The organism is Sinorhizobium americanum, from assembly GCF_001651855.1.
Classification (GTDB): Bacteria; Pseudomonadota; Alphaproteobacteria; order Rhizobiales; family Rhizobiaceae; genus Sinorhizobium; species Sinorhizobium americanum.
Map to the genome: position 1 here is coordinate 81,658 of NZ_LNQC01000080.1, position 19,721 is coordinate 101,378.

Annotated in this window: 10 protein-coding genes; all 10 read left to right on the forward strand. The window is 63.6% G+C overall.

Annotated features, from left to right (window positions below):
- The first annotated feature begins 53 nt into the window (after nt 1-53).
- On the forward strand, nt 54-3,380 hold the full coding sequence (locus ATC00_RS27875) for a transglutaminase family protein (RefSeq protein WP_037389299.1): 3,327 nt from the start codon (nt 54-56) through the stop codon (nt 3,378-3,380).
- Nucleotides 3,381-5,789 carry a circularly permuted type 2 ATP-grasp protein gene (locus ATC00_RS27880; RefSeq protein ID WP_037389302.1) on the forward strand — a complete coding sequence of 803 codons (2,409 nt, stop codon included), beginning with the start codon at nt 3,381-3,383 and terminating at the stop codon, nt 5,787-5,789.
- Nucleotides 5,790-5,807: 18 nt separating this feature from the next.
- The gene (locus ATC00_RS27885) at nt 5,808-6,686 is read left to right on the forward strand and encodes a transglutaminase family protein (protein WP_037389304.1); all 879 of its coding nucleotides are present in this window, start codon (nt 5,808-5,810) and stop codon (nt 6,684-6,686) included.
- Between the two features lie 183 nt (nt 6,687-6,869).
- Nucleotides 6,870-8,111, forward strand: a complete 1,242-nt coding sequence (locus ATC00_RS27890) for a vWA domain-containing protein (protein WP_082912595.1) — start codon at nt 6,870-6,872, stop codon at nt 8,109-8,111.
- Nucleotides 8,112-8,337: 226 nt separating this feature from the next.
- The gene (locus tag ATC00_RS27895) at nt 8,338-10,803 is read left to right on the forward strand and encodes a glycogen/starch/alpha-glucan phosphorylase (protein ID WP_082912596.1); all 2,466 of its coding nucleotides are present in this window, start codon (nt 8,338-8,340) and stop codon (nt 10,801-10,803) included.
- Entirely contained in the window at nt 10,800-13,010 is a 2,211-nt protein-coding gene (glgB, locus tag ATC00_RS27900; protein ID WP_037389309.1) for a 1,4-alpha-glucan branching protein GlgB, read from the forward strand. Before ATC00_RS27895 ends, glgB begins: the two co-directional genes overlap by 4 nt.
- A gap of 113 nt (nt 13,011-13,123) precedes the next feature.
- On the forward strand, nt 13,124-14,386 hold the full coding sequence (gene glgC, locus ATC00_RS27905) for a glucose-1-phosphate adenylyltransferase (RefSeq protein WP_064255225.1): 1,263 nt from the start codon (nt 13,124-13,126) through the stop codon (nt 14,384-14,386).
- A gap of 11 nt (nt 14,387-14,397) precedes the next feature.
- Nucleotides 14,398-15,840 (forward strand): glycogen synthase GlgA, encoded by a 1,443-nt coding sequence (glgA, locus tag ATC00_RS27910; RefSeq protein ID WP_064255226.1) that lies wholly within the window; start codon nt 14,398-14,400, stop codon nt 15,838-15,840.
- Between the two features lie 4 nt (nt 15,841-15,844).
- Nucleotides 15,845-17,473: an alpha-D-glucose phosphate-specific phosphoglucomutase gene (locus ATC00_RS27915; RefSeq protein WP_064255227.1), complete on the forward strand. Its 1,629-nt coding sequence runs from the start codon at nt 15,845-15,847 to the stop codon at nt 17,471-17,473.
- A gap of 257 nt (nt 17,474-17,730) precedes the next feature.
- The gene (gene glgX, locus ATC00_RS27920) at nt 17,731-19,695 is read left to right on the forward strand and encodes a glycogen debranching protein GlgX (RefSeq protein ID WP_064255228.1); all 1,965 of its coding nucleotides are present in this window, start codon (nt 17,731-17,733) and stop codon (nt 19,693-19,695) included.
- Nucleotides 19,696-19,721 lie beyond the last annotated feature (26 nt).

Here is a 19,721-nt window from a genome sequence, read left to right on the forward strand (position 1 = left end):
AAGTCCTCTCGAATGGCGGGCGATGGATCCGCCATTCGAGGGGAAAACGCTGCATGTCGATCAAGGCCAGTATCTATCACCTGACCCATTACAAATATGACCGGCCGGTAAGGCTCTCACCACAGATCATCAGGTTGAAACCGGCCGCCCATTCGAAGACGAAGGTCATCAGCCACTCGCTGAAAATCTCGCCGGAGAACCATTTCGTCAATCTGCAGCAGGATCCCTACGGCAATTACCTCGCCCGCTACGTCTTCCCCGATCCGGTGACGGAACTGAAGATCGAAGTCGATCTCGTTGCCGACATGACCGTCTACAATCCCTTCGACTTCTTCGTCGAGGAGGAAGCCGAGCACTGGCCGTTTTGCTACCCTGAGGACCTCAGCGAGGACCTGAAGATCTACATGACGCCGGAACCGGCGGGCGAAAGGCTTTCGACCTTCCTCTCAGGCGTCGATCGCTCGCGCCAGCGCACCATCGACATCGTCGTGGGCCTCAATGCGCGGCTGCAGAAGGAGATCGGCTACGTCATCCGCATGGAGCCGGGCGTGCAAGCGCCGGAGGAGACGCTCGGCCTCGCCAGGGGCTCCTGCCGCGATTCGAGCTGGCTGCTCGTGCAGATCCTCCGCAATCTCGGCTTTGCCGCCCGCTTCGTCTCCGGCTACCTCATCCAGCTGACGCCGGACCTGAAGGCCCTCGACGGCCCCTCCGGCACCGAATACGACTTCACTGACCTTCACGCCTGGGCCGAGGTCTACCTTCCCGGCGCCGGCTGGATCGGCCTCGATCCGACCTCCGGCCTCCTGACCGGCGAAAGCCATATCCCGCTTGCCGCGACTCCGCACTTCCGCAATGCCGCGCCGATCTCCGGCGGCTTCTTCGGAGACCCGGATACGAAGACGGACTTCGCCTTCGACATGAAGGTCGCGCGCGTCGCCGAGCATCCGCGCATCACCAAGCCCTTTTCCGACGAGAGCTGGGAGGCGCTCAATGCGCTCGGCGACGCCGTCGACCGGGTGCTCGCCGACAACGACGTACGGCTGACCATGGGCGGCGAGCCGACCTTCGTATCGATCGACGACTTCGAATCCGACGAATGGAACACCGCGGCCGTCGGCCCCACCAAGCGGGAGAAGGCCGATGCGCTCATTCGCCGCCTGCGCGAGCGCTTCGCGCCGGGCGGCTTCCTGCATTACGGACAGGGCAAGTGGTATCCGGGCGAGAGCCTGCCGCGCTGGACCTTCTCACTCTATTGGCGCCGGGACGGCCTGCCGATCTGGCAGCGGCCGGAGCTCATTGCCGAGGAACACGGCAGGAACGGCGTGACGGAGCGCGATGCCGAGCGCCTACTGGTCGCGATTGCCGGCGAGCTCGACCTCGCCGCCGACATGGTCGTTCCGGCCTATGAAGATCCGGCCGAATGGATCGTCAAGGAAGCGAACCTGCCGGACAATGTCGATCCGTCCAACTCCAAGCTCAAGGACCCGGAGGAACGCAGCCGCCTCGCCCGCGTCTTCGAACGCGGCCTGACGACGCCGACAGGCTATGTGCTGCCGGTACAGGCCTGGAATTCGCGGGCTTCGGGGCGGAAATGGACGAGCGAGAAATGGCAGACCCGGCGCGGCCGCATCTTTCTCGTGCCCGGCGACAGCCCGGTCGGCTACCGGCTGCCGCTCGGTTCCCTGCCCTACATCTCCGCCTCCGCCTATCCCTATATCAACCCGCTCGACCCGACCGTTCCGCGCGCAGACCTGCCGGATTTTGCCGAGGGGAAGGGTCGTACCCAACAGTCACGCTTCCAACCCGCCGAGGAGCCGCAAACGCCGCTGCCCGCTTCGCGCGACGAGATCGGCGGCTCGGTGCGCACCGCGCTCACCGTCGAGCCCCGCGACGGCCGGCTGAGTGTCTTCATGCCGCCGACGACGAGCATCGAGGAATATCTGGACCTGATCGCCTCGACCGAAAGGGCCGCGGCGGCGCTCGGCCTCAGCGTTCATATCGAAGGCTATGCGCCGCCGCAGGACGAGCGCATCAATGTCATCCGCGTGGCACCCGACCCGGGCGTGATCGAGGTCAATATCCATCCGGCTTCGACCTGGCAGGAATGCGTCGACATCACCACGGCGATCTACGAGGAAGCACGCCAGAGCCGGCTCGGTGCCGACAAGTTCATGATTGACGGCCGCCACACGGGAACCGGCGGCGGCAACCACGTGGTGGTCGGCGGCCGCAGCCCCAACGACAGTCCCTTCCTGCGCCGGCCGGACCTCTTGAAGAGCATCGTGCTGCACTGGCAGCGCCATCCCTCGCTTTCCTATCTCTTTTCCGGCCTGTTCATCGGACCGACCAGCCAGGCGCCACGCATAGACGAGGCGCGCCACGATTCGCTTTACGAGCTGGAGATCGCCCTTGCGCAGGTGCCGACGCCGGACGCCGGCCGCATGCCGCCGCTCCCGTGGCTCGTCGACCGTCTGTTCCGCAATCTGCTCGTCGACGTCACCGGCAACACGCACCGCTCGGAGATCTGCATCGACAAGCTGTTTTCGCCCGACGGTCCGACCGGGCGCCTCGGCCTGATCGAGTTCAGGGGCTTCGAGATGCCGCCCAATGCGCGCATGTCGCTCGCCCAGCAATTGCTGGTCCGCGCGCTGATTGCCCGTTTCTGGAAAAACCCGGTCGAAGGCAGCTTTGTTCGCTGGGGCACGGCGCTCCACGACCGCTTCATGCTACCGCACCACGTCTGGCAGGATTTCCTCGACGTTCTCGCTGATTTGAGGGCGCATGGCTTCGACTTCCGGCCGGAATGGTTCGCGGCGCAGCTCGAATTCCGCTTCCCTTTCTGCGGCGAGGTAGAATACGAGGAGGCGAAGCTCGAAATCCGCCAAGCCCTCGAACCTTGGCACGTGATGGGCGAGCAGGGCGCGATCGGCGGCACGGTGCGCTACGTCGATTCCTCCGTCGAGCGCCTGCAGGTGAAGCTCGAAACCGGCAATCCCGATCGCTATATCGTCACCTGCAACGGCCGGCCGGTGCCGCTGTCGAAAACCGGTACGAACGGCGTCGCCATCGCCGGCGTGCGCTACAAGGCCTGGCAGCCGGCATCCGGCCTGCACCCTGTCTTGCCGGTGAACACTCCCCTTACATTCGACATTTATGATACATGGTCGAATCGGGCGATCGGCGGCTGCGTCTACCATGTTGCGCATCCGGGCGGCCGTAACTATGAGACCTTTCCGGTCAACGGCAACGAGGCGGAGGCACGCCGGCTGGCGCGCTTCGAACCCTGGGGCCACACGACCGGCATGTATCGGCTGCGACCCGAGACACCCTCGGCGGAGTTTCCCCTGACGCTCGACTTGAGGCGTCCGGCAGGAGTGTAAATGGCGAAGAAGCAGGCGGCAGAGGCAACAGGCAAGGTTCGGCTCGGTGGCAACCCGGCGTTCGGCTATCGCGCCCTGCCGGGCGTCGCCGACGAGATGCTCGACCCGCAGGGCAATGTCCGGCCGGTCTGGCAGCGGCTGCTCGCCGCGCTTGACCGGATGGACGAAACGGAGCTCGCCAACCGCTTCGCCCGCGCCGACCGCTATCTGCGCGACGCCGGCGTTTTCTATCGCGCCTATGGCAAGGAAAACACCGAACGAAGCTGGCCGCTTTCGCACATACCGGTGCTGATCGACGAAGCCGAATGGGCCGCCGTTTCGGAAGGGTTGATCCAGCGCGCCGAGCTTCTGGAGAAGGTGGTTGCGGATATCTATGGCGAGAACCGCCTGGTGCGCGAAGGCCTGCTGCCGCCGGCACTCGTCGCCTCCAATCCGCAGTTCCTGCGGCCGCTGGTCGGCGTAAAGCCGGCAGACGGACATTTCCTGCACTTTTGTTCTTTCGAGATCGGTCGAGGCCCAGACGGCACCTGGTGGGTTCTTGCCGATCGGACGGAGGCGCCCTCCGGAGCAGGCTTCGCGCTTGAAAACCGCGTGGCGACGACGCGCGCCTTTTCCAACCTCTATGCCGAAACCCACGTGCAACGCCTGGCGAGCTTCTTCGGGGCCTTTCGCGATACGCTCCAGGCGCAAAAGCTGCATCCGGACGACCGCATCGCCGTGCTCTCGCCCGGGATCGCCAACGAAACCTATTTCGAGCATGCCTATATCGCCCGCTATCTCGGCTTCATGCTGCTCGAGGGCGAGGACCTGACGGTCGTCGGCGGCCGGGTGATGGTGCGCACCGTCGCCGGCCTGAAGCCGATCGGCGTACTCTGGCGCCGCCTCGACGCCTCCTTCGCCGATCCGCTCGAGCTAAACCAATCCTCCCATATCGGCACGCCCGGCATCGTCGAAGCGCTCCGCGCCGGCTCCGTCTCGATCGTCAACGCGATCGGCTCCGGCATTCTTGAGACGCGCGCCTTCCTCGCCTTCATGCCGACGCTCTGTCGCCACCTGCTTGGAGAAGAGCAGAAGCTGCCGTCAATCGCCACTTGGTGGTGCGGCCAGGAACAGGAGCGCCAGCACGTCGCGAGCAATATCGAGGGCATGGTCATCGGCCCGGCCTATTCGACGCGGCCCTTTTTCGACGACAACGGGCAATCGGTGCTCGGTACGGCGTTGCGCGAAACCACCAAGACGTCGGCCGCCGAATGGCTGGCGGCAGGCGGAGGCAAGCTGGTCGGTCAGGAGGTGGTGACGCTGTCGACGACGCCGGCCTGGGTGCGCGGCCGGCTGAGGCCGCGGCCGATGAGCTTGCGCGTCTTTGCAGCACGCACCCGCGACGGCTGGCAGATCATGCCGGGCGGCTTCGCCCGCATCGGCTCCGGCGACGACGTGGCGGCGATCGCCATGCAGGCAGGCGGCACCGCTGCCGATGTCTGGATCGTCAGCGACAGGCCGGTCGAGCGCACCACGCTGCTGCCTGCAGAGGAGAGCTTCACCCGCAACCTGCCGGGGAGCCTGCCGAGCCGCGCGGCGGACAATCTTTTCTGGCTGGGCCGCTATATCGAAAGGTCCGAGGGTGCGCTCCGGATCTTGCGCGCCTGGCACGCCCGCTTTGCCGAAGCGGCGGATCCGAACATGCCGCTCCTGAAGGATGTCAGCAGCTATCTCGCTGCCCTCGACATCAGCACGCGCCAGCCGGTGCCGGCCAGTCTGCTTGCCAATATCGACAGCGCCCTCTTCAGCGCCGGCAACATCCGCGACCGGTTCTCTCCGGACGGCTGGCTCGCCCTGAACGACCTGTCGAAAACGGCGCGCAAGTTCCACGCGACCGTGCAGGCCGGCGACGACGCGACCCATGCGATGACCATCCTCCTGCGCAAGCTGGCGGGTTTTGCCGGTCTCGTCCACGAAAACATGTATCGTTTTACCGGCTGGCGATTCCTGTCGATCGGGCGCTATCTCGAGCGCGGCCTGCACATGACACGGCTGCTCGGCCATATGTCCGGACCGGAGGCTCCCGACGGCGCCTATGACATGCTGCTCGAGATCGGCGACAGCGTTATGACCCACCGGCGCCGCTACAACGTCAACACGGCGGCCCTGACGGTTACCGACCTTCTGGCGCTCGACCCGCTCAATCCCCGCTCGGTGCTTTTTCAACTGAACGAGATCAAGACGGAGGTGGAGCTGCTGCCGAACGCCTTCGTCAACGGCCAGATGTCGCCCTTTTACCGGGAGACGATGCGGCTTCACTCCGGCCTTGCGGTGATGACGCCCGAGGCGATGACCGCGGCGGTCTACAGGCGGCTGGAACAGGATCTGGAAAGACTTTCGGACCTGCTCGCGCAAACCTATCTCGGCTGACGGAGAGCGACTGCTCCCATGCTCTATGACATCAAACTGAAGATCACCTACGGCTACGAGGTTCCGGTGAGCGGCGGACGCCATCTGGTGCGCGTGTTGCCCGCCTCAATCCCGGGTCGTCAGCGCCTCATCGCGGGTTCCGTCACGTTTCAGCCCACGCCCGGTGAGCGGTCGGAGAGCATCGACTTCTTCGCCAACGCCACCACCTCCATCCTGTTCCGCACCGTGCACGAGCACTTGGTCATTCGCATGCAGGCGCGCGTCCAGGCCGAGGCGGCGGCGCTCACCGCCGATTTCTCGCCGCCTCTGGCCGGCCTGCCCCTGCAACTCGCCTCCAGCTGGTCCGTCGATGCCGAGTCGCCGCACCACTTCGTCGGCCCGAGTCCGCTGCTGCCCGAAGCTGCGGAAATCGCCGCCTATGCGCGCGAGATCGCCGCGGAGAACATGACGGTCCGCCAGATCGGCATTGCCATCTGCGAGCGCATCCACCGCGATTTCGCCTATGATGCCGAAGCGACCACGGTGACGACGACGCCCGCCGAAGCCTTCAAGCTGAAGCGCGGCGTCTGCCAGGACTTCACCCATGTGATGATCGTGGCGCTACGCAGCCTCGGCATTCCCGCCGGCTATGTCAGCGGGTTCCTCAGAACCCTGCCGCCGCCCGGCAAGGAGCGGCTCGAAGGGGCGGACGCCATGCATGCCTGGGTCCGCTTCTGGTGCGGAACAACCGGTGGCTGGATGGAACTCGACCCGACCAACAATATTCCGGCGGGCACCGACCATATCGTCGTGGGCCATGGGCGCGATTATGGTGACGTGGCGCCGGTCATCGGTGTGCTGAAAAGCTACGGCAGCCATACCACCGAACAGGCGGTCGACGTCATTCCGGTCGATTGACCGAAACTGACACGCTTCGCGCCATTTTCACACGGATTCAGGCAAGTCCGCCCTTACCGGCGCCCCGCAGAAAGCATGGGCTTTGCGGCGGTTCGTTAAGATTGCAGCGATTGTTTGAACGGGACGGTAACGCATCATCCACTAGTGTCATGGGCGACAGGCTACAACGTGTGGGGGTGCAGCATGGGAAGAGGGTCCATTATCGGCCAATCCTTGATGAAGATGCTGAAGGATCGGGGCGGCAATTTCGGCATGATGACGGCGGTCGCTGCGCCGCTGCTTCTCGCGGCCGGCGGCGTGTCCATCGATATGGCCAATATGCTGATGACGAAGAACCAGCTCCAGGATGCCACCGATGCTGCCGCTCTTGCGGCGGCGTCTGCGCTTGTTTCCGAGGAACAGCCGAGTATCGCAGAGGCCAAGGAGATTGCCCGCAAATTCCTGAAAACCCAGGGGGGCGGGACCACGACACCGGATACTCCGGCTGGCAGCGGCGATGGAACTCCGACCGACACTCAATCGTCGGCTCCAGCGTGGGACGACGTCAACACGCTCGAAGTAGACATCACCGAGACGCCCAACGGCACGAAGGGAAAGATCTTCCAGGTCACCGTCGTTAACAAGCGCGTCATCGAGTTCAATGCCATGACACGGCTGCTCGGCACGGATTCGATCGAGCTCGAAGCCAGTTCCACGGCGGAAAGCGCGACCGAGAGCAAGAACGCGCTGTCGATGTATCTGGTCCTCGATAGATCCGGCTCGATGGCATGGAAGACGAACACCATCAACACGGCAAAAAAGAGCTGCCCCAACTATACGGAGGCGACCTGGAGCAAGTACCCGTACCTGAAGGCGACCAGTCCCTGCTACGTCACCAAGATCGACGCCCTGAAGACTGCCGTCAGCGACCTGCTGGCGCAATTGCTGGTCGCCGATCCGGATCAGATCTACGTTCGGACCGCTGCGATCTCCTATAACTCCGTGCAGGACGCGGCGGGAACCCTCGCCTGGGGTACGAGCGGCGCTGCAACCTACGTCAACGCGCTCGTCGCAACCGGCGGCACGGCATCGGCCGGCGCCTTCAAGACCGCCTACCAGAAGGTCATCGCGGAAACCGAAAACACGGCGCACGCCGCCAAGAACGGCCAGATGCCGTCGAAATACATCGTCTTCATGACCGACGGCGAGAACAACTACGCCAATGACGACACGGTGACCAAACAATGGTGCGACACCGCCAAGGCCAACAAGGTCGAGATCTATAGCGTCGCGTTCATGGCGCCGCAGCGCGGTCAGGAACTGCTGAGATATTGCGCCTCGTCCGCCTCGCATTATTTCGAGGCCGAGGAAGTCACGGATCTCGTCGCGGCCTTCCAGGCCATCGGCGAACGCGCCGCGGCAGTGGTTTCCCGCCTCACGAAGTAAGCGACTCAATCCGTTTTGTTATGCCGCTCGGCCGTTGCCGGGCGGCATTTTTCTTGCTGCGAAACTATTGAAATAGAAGCCTAAGTGCATCCGCGCCCGACATCGAAACGGTCTAATCCATTTAAAAACAGCTGTTGCAAGCGCTTCGGATCGATGCATAAATGCCCTGTTCCCGGCCGCTTCGGCCTGCGGTTTCCTGAAATGCAACAAGGGTTTGACAGTTCTCATGATGAATCGGCTCTCCACCAACGACCTGCCGCAGCCGGCCCTGAGATCCTCCGAACCCGGCCAGCTCGCCGTCGAGATTCTCGAGCGCCTGAAATATCGCATCGGCAAGGATCCGAAGGTCGCCAAGCCCCACGACTGGCTGACCGCCGCCATTCTGGTGGCTCGTGACCGGATCACCGACAAGTGGATGGAATCGACCCGCAAGACCTATGCGACCGGAGCGAAGCGGGTCTACTATCTTTCCCTCGAATTCCTCATCGGCCGCCTGATGCGCGACGCCATGACCAATATCGGCCTGATGGACGAGATGCGCGATGCGCTTGCCTCGCTCGGCGTCGATATCGATATGGTCGCGCAGCTCGAGCCCGACGCGGCGCTCGGCAATGGCGGCCTTGGGCGCCTTGCCGCCTGCTTCATGGAATCGATGGCGACGGTCGACGTGCCCGCCTATGGCTACGGCATCCGCTACATGCACGGCCTGTTCCGCCAGCAGATGGCGGATGGCTGGCAGGTCGAACTGCCCGAAACCTGGCTGGCGCACGGCAATCCCTGGGAATTCGAGCGGCGGGAGAGCTCCTACGAGATCGGCTACGGCGGAAGCGTCGAGACGGTCAATATCGACGAGGAAGTGCAGCGCTACGTCTGGAAGCCGGCGGAACGGGTGATCGCCACCGCCTTCGACACGCCGGCGGTCGGCTGGCGGGCGAAGCGCGTCAACACGCTGCGGCTCTGGGCCGCACAGCCGATCGATCCGATCCTGCTCGATGCCTTCAATGCCGGCGACCATATCGGTGCGCTGCGCGAGAGCAACAAGGCGGAGTCGCTGACCCGCGTGCTCTATCCGGCCGACGCAACGCCCGCCGGCCAGGAATTGCGCCTCCGGCAGGAGTATTTCTTCTCCTCCGCCTCGCTGCAGGACATTTTGCGCCGGCATCTGCAGCAATATCCGGACTTCACGTCACTGCCGGATGCGGTTGCCATCCAGCTCAACGACACCCATCCGGCCGTCTCCGTCGCGGAACTGGTGCGGCTCTTGACTGACGTCCACGGGCTCGGTTTCGAAGAGGCCTGGGACATCACCCGGCGGACCTTCGCCTACACCAACCACACGCTCTTGCCGGAGGCGCTCGAAAGCTGGCCGGTGCCGCTCTTCGAGCGGCTGCTGCCGCGCCACATGCAGATCGTCTATGCGATCAATGCAAAGGTCCTCATCGAGGCACGCCGGCAGAAGCATGCGGCCGACGAGGAAATCCGCGCCATCTCGCTGATCGACGAAACGGGCGAGCGGCGGGTCCGCATGGGCAATCTCGCCTTTGTCGGCTCACACTCGATCAACGGCGTCTCGGCGCTGCACACCGACCTGATGAAGGAAACGGTATTTGCCAACCTGCACCGTCTTTACCCGGATCGCATCAACAACAAGACCAACGGCATCACGCCGCGCCGCTGGCTAATGCAGTGCAATCCCGGCCTTTTCGCGCTGATCCGGGAGGCGATCGGCGACGAGTTCATGGACAATACCGAAGCGCTGCAGGCACTCGACGCCTTCGCCGACAAGGCGGATTTCCAGGAACACTTCGCCGCCGTCAAGCGCGCCAACAAGGTGCGGCTGGCGAAGTTGGTCCAAGGAACACTTGGCATCAGGCTCGATCCTTCGGCGATGTTCGACATCCAGATCAAGCGCATTCACGAGTACAAGCGGCAGTTGCTGAACATCATCGAGGCCGTGGCGCTCTATGATCAGATCCGTTCGCATCCGGAACTCGACTGGGTGCCGCGCGTCAAGCTCTTCGCCGGCAAGGCGGCGCCGAGCTATCACCACGCCAAGCTGATCATCAAGCTCGCCAACGATGTCGCCCGCGTCATCAACAACGACCCCGCGGTGCGCGGTCTCCTGAAGATCGTCTTCGTTCCTAACTACAACGTCTCGCTTGCCGAGGTGATGGTTCCGGCCGCCGATCTCTCCGAGCAGATCTCGACCGCCGGCATGGAGGCGTCGGGCACCGGCAACATGAAGTTCGGCCTCAATGGCGCGCTCACCATCGGCACGCTCGACGGCGCCAATGTGGAGATGCGCGACTGGGTGGGCGAGGAGAACATCAAGATCTTCGGCATGACCGCCGAGGAAGTGGCGAAGGCCCGGGCCGAAGGGCACAATCCGCGGGCCGTGATCGAGGGCTCGCGCGAGCTGTCGCAGGCGCTCTCGGCGATCGCCTCCGGCGTCTTCTCGCCGGACGATCGCAACCGCTTTGCCGGACTTGTCGATGGCCTCTACAACCATGACTGGTTCATGGTCGCTGCCGATTTCGAAGCCTATGCAAAGGCGCAGCGCGAGGTCGACAAACTCTGGACAACCCCGTCCGATTGGTATTCGAAGACGATCCGCAACACGGCGCGCATGGGCTGGTTTTCATCCGACCGCACGATCCGGCAATATGCCGGTGAAATCTGGAGAGCTGGATGACGTCACCGCCCGGCAAGGACGAAACGCCCGCTGTGTCAGGCTTCTTGCCGGCGCAGGAGATCAAGGCAATACTTTCCGGCACCCACAGCGACCCCTTTGCCGTTCTCGGTGTGCACGCATCCGGCAAGAGCTATGTCGCACGATGCTTCGTCCCCGGCGCGGAAGCGGTGGTCGCGGAGACTCTCTCCGGCAGCGAAGTCGGAGCACTTGAACGGCGCGAGGACGCCGGTTTTTTCGAAGGTCCCGTCTCGCTCCGCAAGGCGCAGCCGGTCCGCTACCGCGCCCGCAACGAAGGCGGCGAATGGATCGTCGTCGATCCATACAGTTTCGGTCCCGTCCTCGGGCCCATGGATGACTATTACATCCGCGAAGGCTCGCACCTCAGGCTCTTCGACAAGATGGGGGCCCATCCGATCTCGCATGACGGCGCCGAAGGCTTTCACTTCGCCGTCTGGGCACCGAATGCCCGGCGCGTGTCCGTCGTCGGCAGCTTCAACGATTGGGACGGGCGCCGGCACGTCATGCGGCTGCGGGCCGATACCGGCATCTGGGAAATCTTCATCCCCGGCGTGCCGATCGGTGCCCCTTACAAATACGAGATCCTTGGCAAGGACGGCACGCTGCTGCCGCTGAAGGCCGATCCTTTCGCCCGACGCTCGGAACTGCGCCCGGACACCGCATCGGTAACGGCGGCCGAGATCGTCCAGGTATGGGAGGACGAGGCGCACCGGCGGCACTGGGACGAGGTCGATCCGCGCCGGCAGCCGATTTCCATCTATGAGGTTCATGCCAGTTCGTGGCAGCGCCGCGACAATGGCGATATGCTCACCTGGGACGAACTGGCGGAGCGGCTGATCCCCTATTGCGTCGACATGGGCTTCACCCATATCGAATTCCTGCCGATCTCCGAATTTCCGTACGATCCGTCCTGGGGTTACCAGACCACCGGGCTTTTTTCACCGACTGCCCGCTTCGGCGAGCCGGAGGGCTTTGCCCGTTTCATCAATGGCTGCCACAAGGTCGGCATCGGCGTCATCCTCGACTGGGTGCCGGCGCATTTTCCGACTGACGAACACGGGCTTCGCTGGTTCGACGGCACTGCGCTCTACGAGCACGAGGATCCCCGCCAGGGCTTCCACCCCGACTGGAACACGGCGATCTACAATTTCGGCCGCGAGGAGGTCGCCGCCTATCTCGTCAACAACGCCCTCTACTGGGCCGAGAAGTTCCATGTCGACGGGCTGCGCGTCGATGCGGTCGCCTCCATGCTCTATCTCGATTATTCGCGCAAGCATGGCGAATGGGTGCCGAACGAGTATGGCGGCAACGAAAATCTCGAGGCGGTCCGTTTCCTGCAGACGATGAACGCCCGCCTCTACGGCATCCATCAGGGCGTCCTGACCATCGCCGAGGAGTCGACTTCCTGGCCGAAAGTCTCCCATCCGGTCCACGCCGGCGGGCTGGGCTTCGGATTCAAGTGGAACATGGGCTTCATGCACGACACGCTGCAGTATCTGTCGCGTGAGCCGGTGCACCGCAAATTCCACCACAACGACATGACCTTCGGGCTGCTCTATGCCTTCAGCGAGAATTTCGTCCTGCCGCTGTCGCATGACGAAGTCGTGCACGGCAAGGGATCGCTGATCGCCAAGATGGCCGGCGACGATTGGCAGAAGTTCGCCAATCTCAGGGCCTACTACGGTTTCATGTGGGGCTATCCGGGCAAGAAGCTGCTCTTCATGGGCCAGGAATTCGCGCAATGGCGCGAATGGTCGGAAGAGCGCCAGCTCGACTGGAACCTGCTCGAATACAACCTGCACGAAGGTATGCGGCGGCTGGTCCGCGACTTGAACGGCACCTATCGTGCGAAGCCGGCGCTGCACGCGCGCGACTGTGAGGGCGAGGGCTTCGAGTGGCTGATTGCCGACGACCGGGACAATTCGGTCTTCGCCTGGCTGAGAAAGGCGCCGGGCGAGAAGCTCGTCGCCGTCGTCACGAATTTCACCCCCGTCTACCGCGAAAGCTATGACGTGCCGCTGCCGGTCGCGGGACGCTGGAAGGAAATCCTCAACACTGATGCGGAGATCTACGGAGGAAGCGGCAAGGGCAACGGCGGCGCCGTTCTCGCGGAAAAGAAATCGAACGGAAGGACGATGGCCACCATCACGCTGCCGCCGCTGGCGACGCTGATGCTGGAGCAGGAGTGAGGAGCGGGTCCGACCGACACCGTCGGCGGACGAGCAGGAAGAAACATGGGGCCCGCGAGGCGTCGCAGAATGCCGCCGGGCGGTCCTCGAAGAACTGATCTTGGGGAGGACGAATGGTGGAAAAGCGTACTCAACCTCTGGCCCGTGATGCCATGGCCTATGTTCTCGCCGGCGGCCGCGGCAGCCGACTGAAGGAACTTACCGACCGGCGCGCCAAGCCGGCCGTCTATTTCGGCGGCAAGGCGCGCATCATCGATTTCGCGCTCTCCAATGCGCTGAATTCCGGTATCCGCCGAATCGGAGTCGCGACCCAGTACAAGGCCCATTCGCTGATCCGGCACCTACAGCGCGGCTGGAACTTCTTCCGCCCGGAGCGGAACGAGAGCTTCGACATTCTGCCGGCAAGCCAGCGCGTCTCGGAGACGCAATGGTATGAAGGCACCGCCGATGCGGTCTTCCAGAACATCGACATCATCGAGGATCACGGCGTCGAGTACATGGTGATCCTCGCCGGCGACCACATCTACAAGATGGACTACGAGCTGATGCTGCAGCAGCACGTCGATTCCGGCGCCGATGTCACGATCGGCTGCCTGGAAGTGCCGCGCATGGAGGCGACTGGTTTCGGCGTCATGCATGTCGATGACAAGGATCGGATCATCGCCTTCGTCGAGAAGCCGGCCGATCCGCCCGGCATTCCGGGCAACCCGGAGATGGCGCTCGCCTCGATGGGCATCTACGTCTTCCACACCAAGTTCCTGATGGACATGCTGCGCCGCGACGCGGCCGATCCTAAGTCGAGCCGCGACTTCGGCAAGGACATCATTCCCCATATCGTCGAGCACGGGAAAGCAGTGGCGCACCGCTTCACCCACTCCTGCGTCCGCTCGGACTTCGAGCGCGAGGCCTATTGGCGCGACGTCGGCACGATCGACGCCTACTGGCAGGCGAACATCGACCTCACCCATATCACGCCCGAGCTCGACATCTACGACAGCACCTGGCCGATCTGGACCTTCTCCGAAATCAAGCCGCCGGCCAAATTCGTGCACGACGACGAAGATCGCCGCGGCTCGGCGACCTCATCGCTCGTTTCGGGCGATTGCATTATCTCCGGCGCAATGCTCAACAAGAGCCTGTTGTTCACCGGCGTGCGCGTCAATTCATACTCCAGACTCGAAAATGCCGTAGTTCTCCCCGACGTGACGGTCGGGCGGCATTCGATCCTGCGCAATGTCGTCATCGACAGCAGGGTCGTGATCCCGGAGGGACTGGTCGTCGGCGATGATCCGGAGCTCGACGCCAAGCGCTTCCGCCGGACCGAGAACGGCGTCTGCCTGATCACCCAAACGATGATTGACAAGCTGGGAATGTAGGTCCGCCTCGTATGAATATCCTGTCCGTTGCGTCCGAGGTCTACCCGCTGGTCAAGACCGGAGGGCTCGCCGATGTCGTCGGCGCGCTCCCGGCGGCGCTTCTTCCCCACGGCATCCGCACCCGTACCCTGGTGCCGGGTTATCCGGCCGTGCTCCACAAGCTCAAGAAGAAGAAGGCGGTCGGCGGCATCGATAACCTGTTCGGCAATCCCGCGACCGTGCTTGCGGCCGAGTTCGACGGACTGGATCTGCTCGTGCTCGACCAGCCGGCTCTCTACGACCGCGACGGCGGCCCCTATCTCGATCCGACAGGACGCGACTATCCGGACAATTTCCGCCGCTTCGCGGCCTTGTCGCTCGCCGCCGCCGAGATTGCCGGCGATGACGTCGTTCCCGGCTGGAAGCCCGACATTGTCCATGTTCACGATTGGCAGGCGGCGCTGACGCCGGTCTATATGCGCTTCGGCTCGGCGCGGAACATGCCGACCGTCCTGACGATTCACAACATCGCCTTCCAGGGACAGTTCGGCCCTTCGGTGTTCGCCGAGCTCTCCTTGCCGCCCGAGGCGTTCTCGGTGCAATTCGTCGAATATTACGGCGATGTCGGGTTTCTGAAAGGCGGCCTGCAGACGGCGACGGCGATCACCACGGTCAGTCCCTCCTACGCGCATGAGATCCTCACCCCGGAATTCGGCATGGGCATGGAAGGGCTTCTCGCAAGCCGCACATTGGATCTGACCGGGATCGTCAACGGCATCGACGTCGACACCTGGAATCCGGAGACGGATCCGCACATCGCCCGAAATTATGGTCCGACGGCGATCAAGCAGCGCGCGGCCAACCGCAAGGCTCTGGAAGAGCGTTTTGGCCTGGACGATAGCCGCGGCCCGATCTTTTGTGTGATCAGCCGGCTCACTTGGCAAAAAGGCATGGACCTCCTGGCGGAAGTGGCGGACGATATCGTGACGCTCGGCGGCAAGCTTATCGTGCTCGGCTCCGGCGACAGCGCGCTCGAGGGGGCGCTGTTGGCAGCCGCCTCGCGCCACCGTGGCCGCATCGGCATGGTCACCGGCTATGACGAACCGCTGTCGCACCTCATGCAAGCGGGCTCGGACGCGATCCTCATTCCCTCACGCTTCGAGCCCTGTGGCCTGACGCAGCTCTATGGTCTGCGCTATGGTTGCGTGCCGATTGTTGCCCGCACCGGCGGCCTCACCGACACGGTGATCGACGCCAACGAGGCGGCGCTGTCGGCGAGAGTCGCAACCGGGTTCCAGTTCCGCCCGGTCACCGCCGACGGCCTGCGTCTTGCGATCCGGCGCGCAATGCATGCATTCAACGAGCCGAAAGTGTGGGCGCGCCTCCAGAACCAGGGCATGAAGTCCGACGTTTCCTGGGCCAAGAGTGCGGAACGCTACGCTTCACTCTACTCCGGTCTTCTCGCGAAAGGCTAAGACAATGATAAAAACCGTCTCCACCAACCCCTATGGCGACCAGAAGCCAGGCACATCGGGCCTTAGGAAGAAGGTTCCGGTCTTCCAGCAGAAGAACTATGCTGAGAACTTCATCCAGTCGATTTTCGATTCGCTTGAAGGCTTCGCGGGAGAGACGCTGGTGATCGGCGGCGACGGCCGCTACTACAACCGCGAAGTCATTCAGAAGGCGATCAAGATGGCCGCGGCGAACGGCTTCGGCCGTGTGCTCGTCGGCCGCGGCGGCATCCTTTCGACGCCCGCCGCCTCGAATGTCATCCGCAAATACAAGGCCTTCGGCGGCATCGTGCTGTCGGCAAGCCACAACCCCGGTGGACCGACTGAGGACTTCGGCATCAAGTACAATGTCGGCAATGGCGGTCCGGCACCGGAAAAGGTGACGGATGCGATCTTCGCCCGCACCAAGACGATCGACAGCTACAGGATTGCCGATGTCGGTGACGTCAATCTCGACGTCGAGGGGTCTCAGCAGGTCGAGGACATGACCGTGACGGTCATCGATCCGGTCGCCGACTATGCCGAGCTTATGGAGAGCCTGTTCGACTTCGCGGCGATCCGCAAGCTGATTTCCGGCGGCTTCCGCGTCGTCTTCGACGCGATGAGCGCCGTCACCGGACCCTATGCCAAGGAGATCATCGAGAAACGGCTCGGCGCGCCGAAAGGCTCGGTGATGAACTTCATCCCCCTGCCCGACTTCGGTGGCCATCATCCGGACCCGAACCTCGTCCACGCCCGTGCGCTCTACGAGACCATGATGGCGCCCGACGCGCCCGATTTCGGCGCCGCCTCAGACGGCGACGGCGACCGCAACCTGATCGTCGGCAAGGGTATTTTCGTCACCCCGTCCGACAGCTTGGCGATCCTGGCCGCCAATGCGCATCTGGCGACCGGCTACGCCAAGGGACTTTCCGGCATCGCCCGCTCCATGCCGACGAGCGGTGCTGCCGACCGCGTCGCGGAAAAGCTCGGCATCGGCCTCTACGAGACGCCGACCGGCTGGAAATTCTTCGGCAACCTGCTCGACGAGGGCATGACGACGATCTGCGGCGAGGAAAGCGCCGGCACCGGGTCCAACCACGTGCGCGAAAAGGACGGCCTCTGGGCGGTCTTGCTGTGGCTCAACATCCTGGCGGTGCGCAAGGAAAGCGCGCTCGACATCGTCCGCCAGCACTGGTCGACCTATGGCCGCAACTATTATTCGCGCCATGACTATGAGGGCGTCGATTCCGACGCTGCAAACGCCCTGATCGCCGCACTCCGCGAAAAGCTCGCCGGCCTGCCGGGCACGAGCTTCGGCGCGCTGAAGGTCGAGACCGCGGATGATTTCTCCTACAACGATCCGGTCGACAAGTCGGTGAGCAGCAACCAGGGCATCCGCATCCTCTTCAAGGGCGGATCGCGCGTCGTCTTTCGGCTTTCCGGCACCGGTACCTCCGGCGCGACGCTGCGGGTCTATATCGAGCGTTTCGAGCCTGACCCGGCGCGCCACGACCTCGACACCCAGGAAGCCCTTGCCGACCTGATCGCCGTCGCCGACGACATCGCCGAGATCAAGTCGCGCACCGGCCGCCAGGCGCCGAGCGTTATTACCTGAGACCGTTTGCCATCACGTCGCTCTCTATGTTGTCCTTTACCCCCCTCTGCCCTGCCGGGCATCTCCCACACAAGGGGGGAGATCGACTCGCGGCGAACTCATAGCTCCACCAGGAAAGCCTGCAATTCGGAGCCTTGTGATTTGGCATTGCCGCAAGCCCCGTCCAATCTCCCCCCTTGTGGGGGAGATGCCCGGCAGGGCAGAGGTGGTGGACGGGGGACCGATTTCAACTGCAGATCAACAAGGACCGCACCCTCATGCCAACGACCGGAATTCCACCCCTCGGCGTGACGCGCACGCCTGTCGGTACTCGCTTTGCCGTATGGTCGCACAATGCCGCCCGTATCGATCTCTGCCTGTTCGACAAGCAGGGCGAAAAGGAACTGCGCCGCCTGTCGATGGCACGCGACGGCGATGTGCACAGCATCACCCTTGCCGACGTCCCAACTGGCAGTCGCTATGGCCTGCGCGCCGAGGGCGTCTACTCACCCGATCACGGATTGTGGTTCGATCCATCGAAGCTGCTGGTCGATCCCTATGCCATAGAACTCGACCGCCCCTTTCGCCACGAGCCGCGCCTGACAGTCTTCGGCGAGGAAACCGCCGACCTCGTGCCGAAAGGAATCGTGGCGGACGTCAAGGCGGCAAAGCCGAAGCCGCCGTTGTTCCGGCCCGGTGGGCTGATCTACGAGGTCGCGGTCAAGCCGTTCACCATTCTTCATCCGGAGGTTCCGGAAAAGAAGCGCGGCACGCTGGCCGCCCTCGCCGAGCCGGTCGTCATCGAGCACCTGCACCACCTCGGCGTCTCGGCCGTCGAACTGATGCCGATCGTCGCCTGGATCGACGAGCGGCACCTGCCGCCGCTCGGACTTCACAACGGCTGGGGCTACAACCCGATCGCGCCGATGGCGCTCGATCCGCGCCTGGTTCCGGGCGGGCTCAAGGAATTGCGCAAGACCGTCGAAGCCCTGCACAAGGCCGGCATCGGCGTCATCCTCGATCTCGTCTTCAACCATTCCGGCGAGAGCGACCGCTACGGCACGACGCTTTCGATGCGCGGTCTCGACAATCTCGGTTACTATCGCCATGTCACCGGCCAGCCCGGCGAACTCATTAACGACACCGGCTGCGGCAATACCATCGCCTGCGATCACCCGATGGTTCAAAGGCTGGTCCTCGATAGCCTGCGTCACTTCGTTCTCGCCGCCGGCGTCGACGGCTTTCGCTTCGATCTTGCCTCCATCCTCGGCAGGGATACGAGCGGCTTTCATCGCGACGCAGCGCTCTTCTCGGCGATCGCAGCCGATCCGCTGTTGTCGGACCGCGTGCTCGTCGCCGAGCCTTGGGACACCGGTCCCGGCGGCTATCAGCTCGGCAATTTCCCTGAAGGATTCCTCGAATGGAACGATCGGGCGCGCGACGATATCCGCCGCTATTGGCGCGGCGACCGGCATGCCGTGGGCGCGCTCGCCACCGCGCTTGCCGGCTCCTCCGACACGTTTTCGCGCTGGGGCGAAACGAGAACGCGCAGCGTCAATTTCATCGCCGCCCATGACGGTTTCACGCTCTTCGACCTCGTCTCCTATGCGCGCAAGCACAATGAGGCGAATGGCGAAGGCAATCGAGATGGGCACAACGAAAATTATTCCTGGAACAACGGAGCCGAAGGGCCGACTGACGATCCGGAGGTCGTTACGGCGCGGCGGAACGATGCCATGGCGCTCCTCGGCAGCCTCTTCGCCTCCCGCGGAACGATCATGCTGTCGGCAGGGGACGAAGGCGGCCGCAGCCAGCATGGCAACAACAATGCCTATGCGCAGGACAACCCGATCACCTGGCTCGACTGGAGGAGGCTCGACCAGAAACTGGTCGACCACACGGCTGCGCTCTCCGCCATGCGCCGTCGCTTCGGCGTCTTCGCCGAGACCCCATTCTTCACCGGCCAGGGCGACGTCGCCTGGCTGCGGTTCGATGGTCGGCCGATGACCATCGAAGATTGGGAACATCCGGCAACCGACAACCTGATCATGGTCCTTTCGACCGAGGATCGGCAGCAGCAGCGATCGACCCGGCTCGCCGTCGTCATCAACCGCAGCCATGCGCCGCATCCGTTCAGCCCGCCCACGAGCCTCAACGGCGAATGGCAAGATGCCCTCTCGGACGCGGCGCTGCCGGCCGAAGCCCCGGCGCGATCGGTGACCTTTCTCCTCGAGGTTTTCTAAAGATTTACCGCCACTTGCTAGAAATT